The 15,282-nt window shown below is 41.1% G+C and carries 11 protein-coding genes; 9 read left to right on the top strand and 2 right to left on the bottom strand.

Annotation, left to right across the window (positions count from 1 at the left end; all coding sequences use genetic code 11):
* The first annotated feature begins 86 nt into the window (after positions 1 to 86).
* The 9 genes from WKT20_RS11175 (at position 87) to WKT20_RS11135 (ending at position 12,889) form a co-directional block, all read left to right on the top strand.
* Complete coding sequence (locus WKT20_RS11175) at positions 87 to 470, top strand: hypothetical protein (protein WP_340417381.1); 384 nt, start codon at positions 87 to 89, stop codon at positions 468 to 470.
* A gap of 277 nt (positions 471 to 747) precedes the next feature.
* Positions 748 to 1,989 (top strand): primase-helicase family protein, encoded by a 1,242-nt coding sequence (locus WKT20_RS11170; protein WP_117817872.1) that lies wholly within the window; start codon positions 748 to 750, stop codon positions 1,987 to 1,989.
* Positions 1,990 to 2,240: 251 nt separating this feature from the next.
* Complete coding sequence (locus WKT20_RS11165) at positions 2,241 to 3,212, top strand: toprim domain-containing protein (protein WP_070737285.1); 972 nt, start codon at positions 2,241 to 2,243, stop codon at positions 3,210 to 3,212.
* Between the two features lie 267 nt (positions 3,213 to 3,479).
* Positions 3,480 to 4,787 (top strand): MobV family relaxase, encoded by a 1,308-nt coding sequence (mobV, locus tag WKT20_RS11160; protein ID WP_117817874.1) that lies wholly within the window; start codon positions 3,480 to 3,482, stop codon positions 4,785 to 4,787.
* 187 nt (positions 4,788 to 4,974) lie between these two features.
* The gene (gene vsr / locus WKT20_RS11155) at positions 4,975 to 6,717 is read left to right on the top strand and encodes a DNA mismatch endonuclease Vsr (protein WP_117600066.1); all 1,743 of its coding nucleotides are present in this window, start codon (positions 4,975 to 4,977) and stop codon (positions 6,715 to 6,717) included.
* Positions 6,698 to 7,786 (top strand): HpaII family restriction endonuclease, encoded by a 1,089-nt coding sequence (locus WKT20_RS11150; RefSeq protein WP_070737291.1) that lies wholly within the window; start codon positions 6,698 to 6,700, stop codon positions 7,784 to 7,786. The genes vsr and WKT20_RS11150 overlap by 20 nt, the downstream gene beginning before the upstream one ends.
* 11 nt (positions 7,787 to 7,797) lie before the next feature.
* Positions 7,798 to 10,590 (top strand): TrlF family AAA-like ATPase, encoded by a 2,793-nt coding sequence (locus WKT20_RS11145; RefSeq protein ID WP_117817877.1) that lies wholly within the window; start codon positions 7,798 to 7,800, stop codon positions 10,588 to 10,590.
* 259 nt (positions 10,591 to 10,849) lie between these two features.
* Positions 10,850 to 11,671: a tetratricopeptide repeat protein gene (locus tag WKT20_RS11140; protein ID WP_340417380.1), complete on the top strand. Its 822-nt coding sequence runs from the start codon at positions 10,850 to 10,852 to the stop codon at positions 11,669 to 11,671.
* A gap of 78 nt (positions 11,672 to 11,749) precedes the next feature.
* Positions 11,750 to 12,889, top strand: coding sequence for a hypothetical protein (locus WKT20_RS11135; protein WP_118165795.1), 1,140 nt, complete (start codon positions 11,750 to 11,752; stop codon positions 12,887 to 12,889).
* A gap of 6 nt (positions 12,890 to 12,895) precedes the next feature.
* On the opposite strand, the gene WKT20_RS11130 is transcribed toward WKT20_RS11135, so the two are convergent.
* Both WKT20_RS11130 and pheS read right to left on the bottom strand, forming a co-directional pair.
* Complete coding sequence (locus WKT20_RS11130) at positions 12,896 to 14,095, bottom strand: MFS transporter (protein WP_117702952.1); 1,200 nt, start codon at positions 14,093 to 14,095, stop codon at positions 12,896 to 12,898.
* A 113-nt stretch (positions 14,096 to 14,208) separates the two neighbouring features.
* Complete coding sequence (gene pheS, locus WKT20_RS11125; RefSeq protein WP_117702953.1) at positions 14,209 to 15,228, bottom strand: phenylalanine--tRNA ligase subunit alpha; 1,020 nt, start codon at positions 15,226 to 15,228, stop codon at positions 14,209 to 14,211.
* Positions 15,229 to 15,282: the final 54 nt, after the last annotated feature.

Below are 15,282 nucleotides of genomic sequence, written 5' to 3'. Positions count from 1 at the left end.
CGCAGAAACTTGACAATGACCTGACGATGTTCGGCAACAAGCTGAACGCATCGTTCGGAAGTGTAACCCCATAACCAAGCATAGCCATGAAACGAAGCATCATCACAACGAACGGCAACGGCAACATCACCTTGCCGGCCGACATTAGCGCAACCGCCATGAGCGAATGGGAACTTTGCGACCTGTTCGGAGTAACCGCCCCGACATTCCGTGCAGGGCTGAAGGCTCTTTGCAAGAGCGGAGTTTTAAGGGAATACGGGATAAGGCGAAGCATACGGGTATCCGATAATTGCAGTATGGAGGTTTACAACCTTGAAGCGATAGTTGCCCTCGCTTTCCATATCGGCACATTCGGAGCGGAACGGGTACGCAATGCCGTTCTTGAAAGACTGTACCTGCGAAAAGAGAAAACAAGCATCTTCTTCTCGCTGAATACCAACGGTATATCCAAATCCGAATACTTCTCGTAGCTGAATGCCTGACATTATTCACTCGGTAAGTCAGTAATTCATTAAGTCAGTACGACAGAACGACAGACGCTCTGATTTTTTCTCCCGAAAAGCGTAATCCGACATTTGCTTTTCGGGAGTTTTTCCGTTTGCACAACCCGTTTCCTGCCCCAAACCATTGAAAGTTTTTGTTTCGGGGGCTATTTGTCACCATTCTGCCGTGTTTTGCATAACAACCTATCCGATAATTGATTATATTTTTGCAGCTGGTAATTTTCAAACTTAAAACCATTTGATTATGTCAGCTATCGAACAACAGGACAGCCACAGACCGCCATCGGATGGCGGCATGGCAAAGGAAGAATTTATCCGTGTCGGGACAACGCTCTACAAGATTGTGGAGCAACCGAGACTGAACGGAGGGTATGTGAAGAAACGCATCGCATGGAACAACGAGACCCTGCGACAGGATTACGGCAAGGATTACATCGGCAGTGTTCCCAAGTATGACGGCTTCTGCACCGTACCCGAACACATCGGCTACCGTTCCGTGGTCGGCAAGTTCCTTAACCTTTACGAACCGATAGACCACCGACCGCAGGAGGGCGATTTATCGCATATCCAATCTTTGGTACGGCACATCTTCGGGGAACAATACGAGTTGGGGATGGACTATCTGCAACTGCTCTACCTGCAACCGATTCAGAAGTTGCCTATCCTGCTGTTGGTATCGGAAGAACGCAACACAGGCAAAAGCACATTCCTGAACTTTCTGAAACTCCTCTTTCAGAACAATGTGACTTTCAACACCAACGAGGACTTCCGAAGCCAGTTCAATTCCGATTGGGCTGGCAAACTGCTCATCGTGGTGGATGAGGTGTTGCTCAACCGCAGGGAGGACAGCGAACGGTTGAAGAACCTCAGCACCACACTTTCCTATAAGGTGGAAGCCAAAGGCAAAGACCGTGACGAGATTGCGTTCTTCGCCAAATTCGTGCTGTGCTCCAACAACGAGCATCTGCCCGTAATCATAGACGCAGGGGAAACACGCTATTGGGTACGCAAGATAGACCGCTTGCAGTCCGATGATACCGACTTCCTGCAAAAGCTGAAAGCGGAGATACCCGCCTTTCTCCATTTCCTGCAACACAGAAAACTGTCCACCGAAAAGGAAAGCCGGATGTGGTTCAACCCCACATTGCTGCATACAGAAGCCTTGCAGAAGATTATCCGTAGCAACCGCAATCGGCTGGAGATAGAGATGTCGGAACTGCTGCTTGACATTATGGTTGCAATGGATGTGGATAGCGTTTCATTCTGCCTTAACGACCTTGTCGTACTGCTGGTGCACTCGCAGGTAAAGGCGGAAAAGCACCAAGTGCGTAAGGTGGTGCAGGAGTGCTGGAAACTGACACCTGCACCAAACGGGCTTACCTACACCACCTATCAGGGCAATTACAACAGAAGTTGTCACTATGAGCCGATAAAGAGGGTGGGACGCTTCTACACCGTCACAAGGGAGCAACTTGAATCCTTGTAACACTATCATTTTTCTGTTGAATTGTTGAATATGGGTATAAATACACTGACAATAAACGATATACATTCTCAACAAAATCTCAACAAGCCAAAAGAGAAGTTGAGAGACCACCGACACCCGTTTGTGAATTTCTCTTTTGGCGAGTGGTTTGTTGAGAAGATGTTGAGAGGTTACGAGGCTGTATATAAATATATTACATTGACAATTCATCAAATCAACAAATTTTCATCAACTTCAAAACCGTATGTAATATGACAATCCAAGATGTAAAGCAAATCAAACTGGCAGACTATCTGCAAAGTCTGGGCTATACGCCTGTAAAGCAACAAGGCAGGAACCTGTGGTACAAATCACCGTTACGGGAAGAAACGGACGCATCGTTCAAGGTAAACACCGAGCTTGAAAAATGGTACGACTTCGGCATCGGCAAAGGCGGAAACATCCTCGCATTGGCAGCGGAACTCTACCGTTCGGAAGATGTAGCCTATCTGCTGAAACGCATAGAGGAGCGGACAGCATACATCCGCCCTGCATCGTTCTCTTTTGGCAGACAGCATTCCGACAATCAGCCTTATCAGGGATTAAAGGTTGGAGAATTGTCCTCTCCTGCTCTTATAGCCTATCTGCAAGAAAGGGGAATAAACATCGGACTTGCCAAAAGAGAATGCAGGGAGCTTCGGTTTATGAATGCCGACAAACCCTATTTTGCCATCGGCTTTCCGAACATGGCAGGAGGATATGAAGTGCGCAACAGATACTTCAAGGGATGTGTCGCCCCGAAAGACATCACCCATATCCGACAGCAGGACGGACAACGATGTATGTGTTACCTGTTCGAGGGGTTCATGGATTACCTCTCATTCCTTACCATCCGAGTGAGAAACAATCCGCAACACCCGCAATTGGACACACAGGACTATGTCATACTGAACTCCGTTTCCAATCTTGCGAAAGCGGAAAGCTTATTGGAAACCTACACCAGAATCGGCTGTTTCCTTGACAACGACACGGCAGGACGGAACACTTGCAAAAAGCTGAAAGAGAAGTTTGGGGAACGACTGCTTGACAAGTCAATGTACTATCGTGAGTATAAGGACTTGAACGACTACCTGTGCGGTAAGCCCTTGTCCCAATCGGCAGAGCCGATAAAGGAGAAGAAGCAAGTCCAATCCGCAAGGCGGATGATGCAGCCACCGAAAAAGAAAGGGGGATTTCATCTGTAATATGCTCGTCTGCTTTCCGAAAGGTATTTAGACAGAAATACCATAGCTCAATAGGGCGTTTTCTTCACGCATTACTCCGTAACGCTAAAAACACCCTATCGAGCCAAAGGGAAATCCCTTTGGAAACCCTGTGCAAACGAGAGCAGAAGCCAAACTCGTTTGGATTATGCCGAGTGCTGCAATGGTTCATTTGCATAATAAACCCTGTGAGCCGATGCCACAGGCAGAGAGAAGAAACATAACGATAACCGCAAAAACAGTAATGATATGGGATATTTTTCATTGGACATTAAGAAAGCAAAGGGTACATCGGACACCACGCAGTCCGACCATATAGAGAGAAAGATAATACCTAAAAATGCAGACCCGACAAGGACACATCTGAACAGGGTGCTTGTCGAATACCCCGATGGCGTTCACGGCAGGGATGAAGCGATTGCGCACAGACTGAACACAGCAGGCATCAGACGGAAAATCACACACGACCAAGTCCGTGTCGTTCGGGTGGTCTTGTCGGGTACGCACGAGGACATGATGAACATACAGGAAAAAGGAGAACTCGATGAATGGTGCAACGACAGCATCCAATGGCTGCAAGCCACATTCGGCAAAGACAATGTGGTTGCCGCACATCTGCACATGGACGAGAAGACTCCGCACATCCACGCAGCCGTTGTTCCCATCGTGACGGGTGAAAGGCGCAAAGCCAAGAAAGAGCAGACGGACGGTAAGCGCAAGTACCGCAAGAAAACAAATTCCGTCCGTTTGTGTGCCGATGACCTGTTCAACCGTCAGACCCTGGTCGCCTACCACGACAATTACGCAAGGGTGATGGCGAAATACGGATTGCAGCGTGGGGTACGGGGTTCGGAAGCACGGCACACCACCACCATGCAGTATTATAGGAACTTGAAAAAGAAGAATGAAGTCCTCGAAACTGAAACCAGACTGTTGCAGGAGAAGAAAGCCGAGGCGCAGGAGGAACTGAAGCAGGTGAAAGCGGAAATCCGTACCGACAAGCTCAAAAGCGCAGCCACCGATACGGCAACCGCCCTTGCAAGCAGTGTGGGCTCTCTTTTCGGAAGTGGAAAGATGAAATCGTTGGAACGCAGGAACGAGGACTTGCAAGACCGCATCCTTGAACTTGAAGACGAAGCCCGACAACGGGAACGGCAACAAGCCAAGCAGATACAGGAGATAAGAAACGCTTACGAGCAACAGCACCGCAAGCTGTCGGAGTTTGCGGATTTTGTCAGACGCTACTTTCCGTATGTGGAGAAGCTGATGCCCGTGATAAGTTTCCTGCGTGAACGTTTGGGCTTTAATGACGGGATAATCAGAAGACTGTGCGAGTTCAAGGAGGTCGGGATAAAAGGCGAACTCTATTCTTCCGAATTTAACCGAAGTTTTGATACCCGACATTCCGTCTGCTCCATCAAACAGGATGAAAACGGTAAATTCGATTTCAAGATAGACGGGGTTTCACACGTGAGCTGGTTCAGAAAGAAAATGAATGAGTTCAGAGAAGCTATCGGAATACCGAAGCCGAGGCAAAATCGTGGTATAAAATACTAATTTGGAAAGGCGGATGGTTATGCCATCCGTCTAGTTTTGGATTAAGGAGCTGAGAGTTCTTGTATCTAAATGTTTAATTGTGCATGTGTTAACAAAATATTGAACAACAATTATTTCCAATCGAATTAAAATAAGTATCTTTGTAGCTTGGATATGTTATACGTCATCCCCAAGCAGGAAATTACTAATGGACCATTTGACAAAGGAACAACGCCATAAAAATATGGCTGCAAACAAAAGCAAAGGAACCAAACTTGAAATAATGTTTGGAAAATTCCTGTGGAACGCTGGAATAAGGTATCGCAAAAATGATAAGTCGGTATTTGGCAAACCCGATTTTGTCCTTAGAGGGTCTAAAATTGCGATATTTTGTGATGGTGAGTTTTGGCATGGTAGAAATTGGAATATTAGAAAGAATGACCATAAAAGCAATTGTAAGTTTTGGCACTCTAAAATCGAGCGAAATATAGAACGCGACAAGGAGGTCAATGAAGAATTGCGCAAACAAGGTTGGAAAGTCTTTCGATTTTGGGAGACAGAAATAACAGTGAATCCTGATGTATGTTTAAATGAGGTTTTAAATTATATGAATAGAAAATCAACAACTGACGAAAAAATAGCCATCACAAAAATGTGTGGCGGAGGAAAAATATCGATGCAAATGTACGGACCTCATTCGCTAAATGAGGATGGAAGTATAATTTCATTTGAAGAACAAATGGCGATTGTGTCTCACTACCTGCACAATCAAGGCAACAAATACGCCAAACCATATGAGATAAAAGCAGAAGGTCTGATAGAGGATATATACAACATCCATCAAAAGAAATCTGATATACAATGTGTATCAGATGTTTGTGTTCAGTATTCTTTGTTCTCCGATTTGTTTGCCGTTCCGTTCTTACCGATAGAAAAGCCCGAATTTACATTCATTGATTTATTTGCTGGTATCGGTGGGTTTAGAATGGCAATGCAAAATCTTGGTGGCAAGTGTGTGTTTTCTTCCGAATGGGATGTACAGGCACAAAAAACTTACCTGTTGAATTACGGTGAAGTTCCCTTTGGAGATATTACCAAAGAATCCACGAAGTCATTTATACCCGATGATTTTGATATTCTGTGTGCTGGATTCCCTTGTCAGGCATTTTCATTAGCCGGGAAACGTCTTGGATTTGAAGAAACCAGAGGTACATTGTTTTTTGATGTAGCAGAAATCATACGTCGTAAGCGTCCAAAGGCATTTTTTTTGGAAAATGTCAAAGGATTGCTTATTCATGACAAAGGGAAAACAATCCAAACGATATTAAAAGTTTTAAGAGAAGATTTGGATTATTACGTTCCAGAGCCTCAAATAGTAAACGCAATGAATTTCGGAGTTCCGCAGCATAGAGAAAGAGTGTATATTGTTGGCTTTAGAAAAGACCAAAATGTCAATGAATTTACATATCCAACCCCAACTGATACAACTAAAACTTTTGCTGATATAAAAGAAAAAAATACAGTTTCTGCAAAATATTATTTATCAACTCAATATGTGAAGACACTTGTAGCACATAAAGAAAGACACGCAGCAAAAGGTAACGGTTTCGGATATGAAATAATACCGGATAATGGTGTCGCAAATGCTATTGTTGTAGGCGGAATGGGGAGAGAACGCAATCTTGTAATTGATAATCGTCTTGAAGATTTTACACCTGTTACCAACATCAAAGGAGAAATAAACCGTGATGGATTGCGCAGGATGACCCCACGAGAATGGGCTCGTTTACAAGGTTTTCCAGATAATTTCATAATCGGAGTGGCAGATGCATCTGCTTACAAGCAATTTGGAAATTCTGTTGCAGTACCTGCAATTCAAGCAACTGCACAGGAAATAATTAAACGAATCAACCTTTCAAAATCCAAAAAATATGGCACTGACAGGAAATAAAGGAGAATGGAGTGAAATCTACACTTTGCTCAAATTATTAGGAGAAGGAAAAGTTTATGCCGGAGACCAACACATGAACAAAATTCACGATTTGTTCTATCCCATAATAATGATTCTTCGCCAAGAAAAAGAGGGTAATTTCAACTACAAACTACAAGATAGAGATGTAGTGATTCAAACCCCAGAAGGAGAAGAGTTATTGAGAATCCCTGCATCAGTGTTTTTAGTAGAAGCAGAGAATTTATTGAAAGCTATCAATGAAAATGATGGAGCATTTACCGTTCCGAAAATTGAAGCCTTCATGAATCGAATTTATTGCCATGCTTTGAAGGCGAAATCATCTGATAAAACAGATATACGAATCATTTTGCATGACCGAAGAACTAAGATAAATTCTGAAATGGGATTCAGTATAAAATCTCAACTCGGAGGGGATTCAACACTATTAAATGCAAGTAAAGCCACGAACTTTAATTTTAAGATAGAGGGAACTTCTCTTTCTGATGAAGATATTGCAAAAATCAATTCTTTGAATCCAACAAGAAATAAGGTTATAGAGAGATATAAAGCAATAACAAAGAAAGGTTGCAAATTGATATTTGACAAAGTGGATAATTCTACATTTCGTAATAACCTCATTATGCTTGATGGAGACCTGCCGTCCATAATTGCCAATTTGCTTTTAGAACAGTTGAATAGTGGTGTATCCACATTGAAAGAATTGGTAGAACAGATTACAGAAACCAACCCTTTGGGGTACGATACAGAACAAGCATCGCCTTTTTATGCTTACAAAATCAAACATCTTTTGACTTCGGCAGCATTAGGTATGATGCCCGCAACTGCTTGGAGCGGAAAATTTGATGCAAATGGTGGTTATTTGGTCGTAAAAAAAGATGGTGAAATTCTTTGTTATCACTTTTACGACCGTAATCGTTTTGAAGACTATCTTTTCTCTAATGCATATCTGGAACGTTCAAGTACTTCACGCCATGAATATGCATCAATCATCAAAGAAAATGATGGTACTCTTTCGTTCAAACTCAATTTTCAAGTTAGATTAAAATAAGATAAATCATTATGCATCATTATAAAGGTTCAGAATGGAATAAATGGGATTTGCATATACACACCCCTGAATCTGGTATGGCAAATCAGTTTGGGAATGATTGGGACAAATATGTTCTATCTCTTTTTAAAAGTGTTATTGCAAACAATATTGCAGTTATCGGGATTACGGATTATTTTACAATTGATGGCTATAAGAAGTTGTTAACGGATTATTTAAGCAATGACCAAAAAATGAAATCATTGTTTACGCCAGCAGAAATCTCGGCAATAAAAAATATTGCAATTTTTCCTAATATAGAATTTAGATTAAAAACAATAGTAAATGGAAGCCGCATTAACTATCACATAATCTTTTCCAACGAAGTTGCAATCGAGGACATAGAAGAAAATTTCCTACATGAGATAGAGTTTGTTTATGAGGGATTGCCATTCGATACTCCCAATAAAAGAAAACTTAAAAGGCGAAATATTGAAGAACATGGAAGAAGTATTAAAGAGCAACAAGGTGAGTTCAAAGGGTCTGATTTTACAGTGGGTTGCACTACCGCTGTTATTGATGAGCAACAAATAACAGAAATTCTATCTAAGCATAAGGATAAATTTGAGGGGAAGTATATTGTTGCAATACCTGTTGATGAGGATTTGTCAAAGATTTCATGGCGAGGTCAAGACCATATGGTTCGAAAATATTTTTACCAAGTAGCAAATATGTTTTTTGCTACTAATAGAGGAACTATAGACTTTGGATTGGGGAAAAAACATGCTACACTGGAAGATTATCTTAATGAATTTAAAACTCTTAAACCATGTATATGTGGTTCTGATGCCCATTCTTTGGATTCATTATGCGTTTTTCCCAATGGGTTAAGCTGCTGGATTAAAGCAGAACCTACATTTGAAGGACTAATGCAGGTTTTATATGAACCAGAGGAACGTGTAAAAATTCAACAAAGCATACCAGACGAAAAGAATTTATACCAAATCATTGAATCTATAACATTGGATGAAGATGGTTTTTGGCAGGGAACAATACATCTGAATCCTAATTTGAATACAATTATTGGAGGGCGTTCTACAGGCAAATCTTCTTTGTTAAAAGCAATTGCTGCAAAACATGATGCAATGTTAGTAGATGAAAAGGATTATATTCACCAACATCTTAAAGGAGTTAAAATACGATGGAAAGATGGAGGAGATGAAACTGGGCATAAAATAGATTACTATAAACAGAATTACATGCACAATATAGCATGTTCAAGAAAGCAAACCAATGAACTGGTCGAAAGCATATTACGTTCCAAGGATTCAGAAGGTTTGTTGTCAAATTATTCTGAAGTAAATACTTTGATAGAAAGAGAGATAACCTCATCTGTGTTTAATTTGTTTCAATTGAAAAAGGAATATTTTCAATTGCTCAATAATCTTAGAGAGAAAGGAAATAAGTCAGGAGTTGAACAACAATTGCAACTATTAAAAGAAAGTGCAACCACATTACAAAAAAGTAGCATTCTAACAGAGACAGAAATAGAAACATACAATGGTTTATTAGCACAACTTTCAATAAAAGAGAAAGATATTAATCTAGCAGAATCGGATATCAAATTGTTTCAAAAGCTACGAACAATTACTCCTATCATACATAACTTTGAAGGACTTAATTCTTTTGACTCTCTATCATTTAGGACAAATAGCTCCGAAGTTTCAAGGCTTTTTAATGGTTTGCGTATTAGAACAGAAACTGAGTGGACAAGTATTGTAGATGAGTTTATTGATAAAACTGACGCTGCTAAACAGCAATTATTGATAGAAAAAACAGCAATATTGGAAGCAGACATTTACAAACGCGGAGAGCAATTTTATAAAGATAATAAAGAATTACAATCTGTTTTGCTGCGAATAAAAGAAGAAGAGAAAGTGCTTGCTGAAATAAATAATTTGGAGGCTAAAAAAAACTCTTTACATACACAAATACAACAATTCGTAAAAGAAATTGTAAACAGACACATAGAATACAAAAAAGAAATTGACAAATTAGTTGATAGTCTCAAAGTAGAGTATGACGGATTATCAATATCTGTAACAAAGGAGTTCCAAAAAGAAGAAATGAAATCTTTTTTGGAATCTCGGTGTAATTTACGTGGAATAGAACGGCAGCAATATATAGCGAACCTAGTATCACGTTATGATTCTGATATAGAAACTCAAGCATATACCCTAATCAAAGATTTGCTTAATGAAAAAGTTGAATTTAAAAATTCGTACGCTTCACCTAACGTAGCCAGTGAATTCTTTTCAAAAAATTGGTATGCTTTATCTTATCAATTGTCATATCAAGGTGATTTATTTGAAATGATGTCTGAAGGTAAACAAGCATTCGTTATTTTAAAATTGCTTCTTGAATTCAGTGATAAAAAATGTCCTATATTAATTGACCAACCTGAAGATAGCTTGGATAATCGTGCCATATATCAAGAGTTAGTGGAATATATCAAAGCAAAGAAAAAAGACAGACAGATTGTTTTGGTGACGCATAATTCAAATGTAGTGGTCAGTGCTGATGCGGAAAATGTAATTGTAGCAAATCAAGAAGGCTCTAATAGTCATAATTATGGAAAATATAAATTCCAATATATCAATGGAGCTTTAGAACGGACTAAAAAATGTAATCCTGCAGAAGCAATAATTTTGGAATCACAAGGGATTCGTGAACATGTTTGCGATATACTTGAAGGAGGTAAAGTGGCATTTGAAAAAAGAGAGCAAAAATATGGATTTGGGAAATATGCAAATTCGAATAATTGAATAAAACAAAAGTAGCTATTGATTTGCATTAACAAATTAAATAACTACTTTTGCTCAGAGTTACTTGAAAGGTAAATCAGGGAAGAACGTAGGAAATAGCACGGTTGCCAAATCATTACCTCAAAATTGGGTAATTCTCCCAAAGTCCTTTATATAAGGCACTAACAGAAGTTTTCCAAAATTACAAAAAAATATTGTAATCTCTCCTGAGTTAGAGGAAGAAATACTACCTTCGTCGCAAATTCAAACGAAAGAAGAAATGAAATACATTGTGTGGATTCTTTGTGTATGGGTACTCAGCCTTCCTTTGCAGGCCCAGTCATATAACGATGTGGTAGAGCAGGCAATGGACTGTGTGAAAAAGGACAGTCTTGTGCAGGCGGAACGTCTTTTCCAGCAGGCACTGAAAATGGAACCGGATAATGCCCGGAATGCCCTGCTGTTTTCGAATCTGGGTACGGTGCAGAAGCGTATGGGAAAGACAGATGAGGCCATTGAATCTTACACATTGGCATTAAATATTATACCCTATTCTACCACCATGTTATTGAATCGGGCTGCTCTCTATCTGGAAAAAAACTTGATACAAAAGGCGTATCTGGATTATTGTAATGTAATCGACCTTTTGCCCAAGAATCTGGAGGCTCGTCTTTTTCGTGCCTATATTTATATGCAACGTCGCGAATATAAAGAAGCACGTGTAGACTACAATGTAGTACTGGAGCAGGATGTAAAAAACAAGACGGCACGTATCGGGATTATCATGTTGGACGAGAAGGAAGGACGACATCAGTCAGCGATGGACGCTATGAATCTGCTGGTTTCAGACTATCCTCGTGATGTATCCGTACTTCGGATGCGTGCCAATATGGAGTGGGAACACGGACAGGCAGAGGCCGCTTTATTTGATTTAAATGAAGTCTTGAAACTTGACCCTCGAGATGCTTCTTGCTATGTGATGAAGGGAGATATTTATTTGCAACAGAAAAGAAAGGCAGAAGCCCGAGAGGCATATGAGAAGGCGTTGGAATTGGGAGTATCTCGGGCTGAATTGGCTGAAAAACTGAAACAATGTAAATAGTATTTGATAAAAACTTTCGTTTTTGTTTGTACTTTTTAAAAAGTTTTTGCTATCTTTGCCTGAAATAGGTGACGTGTGATGCAAATTCGTTCGGTTATAAAATTGGGAGTAGTGCTTTCCGTGGTACTTTTTTGTATCGGGATTGCTTTTTATGGTTTTGCCCGTTTAAGTATGGCCGATAAGGAAAGCCGTGTGGATGTTTTTGAATTTATTCCTAAAGATTGTGCGGGTATTCTTGAAACGGATAACATTGATAATTTTATGCATGGCTTTTCACAGGCAGCCTACTCTTCTCAGTTGGATACGCTTCATCGTGCTGGTTTGATGAATGATATATTGAGTGATTTGAGTCGGTATTCTTCAGCGGCAGCCCATGGACTTTCCTATCAAATGAATCATGTGGTATTCAGTTTCCATTATCCCCATACAGCCATGGATGTGGTGGCTTATTTCCGTATTGGGAAAGAAGGAAAGCATCAGCTTGTTGAGGCGGTAAAAGGAAAACATGGAGTTGATTTTGTGCCGAAAAAAGAAATTTATCGGGGCAAGAAAATAGAAATTTATCCACTTAGTTCTACGAAATATCTGTCAGTGTATACTACAGATGGTTTGGTAGTAGTCAGCTATCAGAAAAAATTGATAGAGCAGGTGATTGATGCAGTGAAGGACAATAGTTCACTCCGTGAAGATTCGGTTTTTATTTCTATTCATCACCCTCAGCCGGCTAGCTTTATTACGATTTATGGGCGTACACCTTCAGTCCCATTCTTAGGAAAAGAGTCCTGCCATAGTTGGAGTGAATATGATATTCATTTGAACAGCGAAGTCTTTTATTTGAGTGGGCAGATGAAAGAAGAGCAAGCCGATTGTCTGGACCGTATGTTGCAGGCTGTCAATACAGTTCCTGTAGTTTCTGAGAAAGACAGTTTACTGGTGGTATCGGGGCATGAGCGAGTAGACTCTTGTATCTCTAAGGTGATTGCCTCTCCCTCTCACACCCTGTTTGATGAGTGTGTGTCAAATTTATCGCGTGATGCTTCCTATATTATGGTGACTGATATGGAAAAAGTGGCAGCTTCACCTGAACAGTTTGTTTCATATCTTCCTCCATTCCTTATTCGTCATGCTGATTTATTCCGTTCTTTTATTCTTTCTATACAGTTTACGGAAGTAAACAATCGCTTGTCACATATCTTTGTGTTTACGTATAAAGAGTGATTAGATTTATCTTAATCGGTTCTTTTCAAAGTGAGGGCCTGCTTTGAGGTGAAAATAAAGTAGTGATACTACTGTCAGTGAGGCTCCGAACAAGTAGGCTATTTTGAAGGTAGCAATTTCGGCCAAATATCCTCCTGTAAGCATTCCTATTCCCAAGCCTACATCCCATGAAGTCAGGTAAGTGCTGGTGGCTGTGCCACGCTGGCTGTTGGGGGCTAAGTTTACAAACAGGGTATTGTAAGCTGGAAACATAGTACCAAATCCTATTCCTAACAGTAGTGAAATCAGGAAGAAAATTCCCGTAGTCACTTCTAAATTCCACTTGACCAGCCACCCGCATGCAGTCAGAGCGAAGTAACATCCACTTACCAGATACAATCCTGCCGCAATTACTTTGGTGACTAATCCTTTGTCGACAAGTCGGCCACTGAACAGGCGGCTCACTGCCATGCCGACAGCCATCAGCGTAAAGAAGAATCCGGTTTCTGCCGTAATATCTATTTCTTGTGCATACATGGCCACGTAGTTGGTAGTCATTCCATAAGGAATGGAGAGCAGCAAGAGGGTGAATCCCGCAGGAAGTCCTTTTAGCAGAATGAAGCGGTCGAGCGATATAGGAGCACGCTTCACTGGAGCCTTATAAGGTGTACGAACGGTCCAGGCCGCTATAAATCCGATTACACACGAACCGAGCGCATACGAGAAGATAGTCGTATAAGAAGCTCCTCCACTGTGCAGGAACAGACCGAACATGGGACCGATTGACATGGCAATGTTGTTGGTAAGTCCATAGTAGCCCAACCCTTCTCCTCGTCGGGAAGACGGCATGATATCGATAACCAGCGTGTTTCCTCCTACCGTAACCATACCGAACGAAAATCCGTGCACAATGCGGAAGATAATAAATAAGGTCAGTGCTGTTGCAGTCATATAGCCGGCAAAAATCAGTGTGAAAATGAAATAAGCCAGCAGGTATAATGGTTTTCGGGCAAATGTATCCAGAATATATCCGGAGAAGGGGCGGATACATAAAGAGGAAATCGTATAGCAGGAAAGAATAACTCCAATAGCGGTGTGTGAAGTGTGGAATACTTCCGACAAGTAAAACGGAAGGATAGGGGTAAGAAGCCAAAATCCGAAATAGAGCAGGAAGTTGGCAGCCAGGATGGCACAGAAACTCGGAGTGACAAGTTTTTCTTTTTCCATATTTCGCCGAAAGAAAAAGGGAGATGGCTGGTTTGAATAGATAAACACGGATTACACTAAGGAAGTTGATACCTCCGGTGTAATCCGTGTTCTTATGATGATGTTACTATAAATCAGTTCGCTGATTCAAATTCTTCAAGGAAGCGTGTGTCATTTTCAGAGAACATACGCAAGTCTTTAACTTTGTATTTCAGGTTGGTAATACGTTCCACTCCCATACCGAATGCATAACCGGTGTAGACTTTGCTGTCGATGCCGTTTGCTTCCAGTACAGCCGGGTCTACCATACCGCAGCCCAAAATTTCTACCCATCCGGTATATTTACAGAACGGACAGCCTTCGCCACCACAAATGTCACAGCTGATATCCATTTCAGCACTGGGCTCTGTGAACGGGAAGTAAGACGGACGAAGACGGATTTTAGTTTCCGGGCCGAACATTTCTTGTGCAAACTGCAGCAACACCTGTTTTAAGTCTGTAAACGAAACGTTCTTGTCGATATACAGACCTTCTACCTGATGGAAAAAGCAGTGTGCACGGTAGCTGATAGCTTCATTACGATATACACGTCCCGGACAGATTACACGGATAGGAGGCTGTGAAACTTCCATTACGCGGCTCTGTACAGAAGAGGTGTGTGTACGAAGAATAATGTCAGGGTGACTTTCAATGAAGAATGTATCCTGCATGTCGCGTGCGGGATGGTCTTCTGCAAAGTTCATGGAAGAGAATACATGCCAGTCATCTTCTACTTCCGGACCGTCGGCAATAGTAAAGCCCATACGGCTGAAAATATCGATGATTTCATTGCGGACAATCGTCAACGGATGACGTGTTCCAAGATTAACCGGGTAAGCTGTACGGGTCAGGTCAAGTTCGGCAGCTCCGTTGTCCTGATTGTCGAATGCTTCTTTTAAGGTTGCAATCCGTTCCTGTGCAAGGTCCTTCAACTCATTTAATTTCATACCTACTTCTTTCTTCTGTTCAGCAGGTACATTACGGAAGTCAGCCATCAGTGCATTGATGGCACCTTTTTTGCTCAGGTATTTGATTCGTAACGCTTCCAGTTCTTCTGGATTCTGCGCTGTGAGTCCTTTTACTTCCTGAAGCAACTGTTCTATTTTTGCTAACATATCTCTTCTTTAATTATTTTGTTTGCAAAGGTAAGGATTTAAACTGAAAAATTC

This window comes from Phocaeicola sp. ICN-14070 (genome assembly GCF_037892625.1).
GTDB classification, from domain to species: Bacteria; Bacteroidota; Bacteroidia; order Bacteroidales; family Bacteroidaceae; genus Phocaeicola; species Phocaeicola plebeius.
Note: the sequence above shows the minus strand (reverse complement) of the source record. Positions and strands in the feature narration are given on the sequence as shown.

What these genes read in the sequence shown, in the direction of transcription:
- WKT20_RS11175 (WP_340417381.1), top strand. Translation starts at nt 87, where the DNA reads ATGAAACGAAGCATCATCACAACGAACGGCAACGGCAACATCACCTTG.
- WKT20_RS11170 (WP_117817872.1), top strand. Translation starts at nt 748, where the DNA reads ATGTCAGCTATCGAACAACAGGACAGCCACAGACCGCCATCGGATGGC.
- WKT20_RS11165 (WP_070737285.1), top strand. Translation starts at nt 2,241, where the DNA reads ATGACAATCCAAGATGTAAAGCAAATCAAACTGGCAGACTATCTGCAA.
- mobV (WP_117817874.1), top strand. Translation starts at nt 3,480, where the DNA reads ATGGGATATTTTTCATTGGACATTAAGAAAGCAAAGGGTACATCGGAC.
- vsr (WP_117600066.1), top strand. Translation starts at nt 4,975, where the DNA reads ATGGACCATTTGACAAAGGAACAACGCCATAAAAATATGGCTGCAAAC.
- WKT20_RS11150 (WP_070737291.1), top strand. Translation starts at nt 6,698, where the DNA reads ATGGCACTGACAGGAAATAAAGGAGAATGGAGTGAAATCTACACTTTG.
- WKT20_RS11145 (WP_117817877.1), top strand. Translation starts at nt 7,798, where the DNA reads ATGCATCATTATAAAGGTTCAGAATGGAATAAATGGGATTTGCATATA.
- WKT20_RS11140 (WP_340417380.1), top strand. Translation starts at nt 10,850, where the DNA reads ATGAAATACATTGTGTGGATTCTTTGTGTATGGGTACTCAGCCTTCCT.
- WKT20_RS11135 (WP_118165795.1), top strand. Translation starts at nt 11,750, where the DNA reads ATGCAAATTCGTTCGGTTATAAAATTGGGAGTAGTGCTTTCCGTGGTA.
- WKT20_RS11130 (WP_117702952.1), bottom strand. Translation starts at nt 14,095, where the DNA reads ATGGAAAAAGAAAAACTTGTCACTCCGAGTTTCTGTGCCATCCTGGCT.
- pheS (WP_117702953.1), bottom strand. Translation starts at nt 15,228, where the DNA reads ATGTTAGCAAAAATAGAACAGTTGCTTCAGGAAGTAAAAGGACTCACA.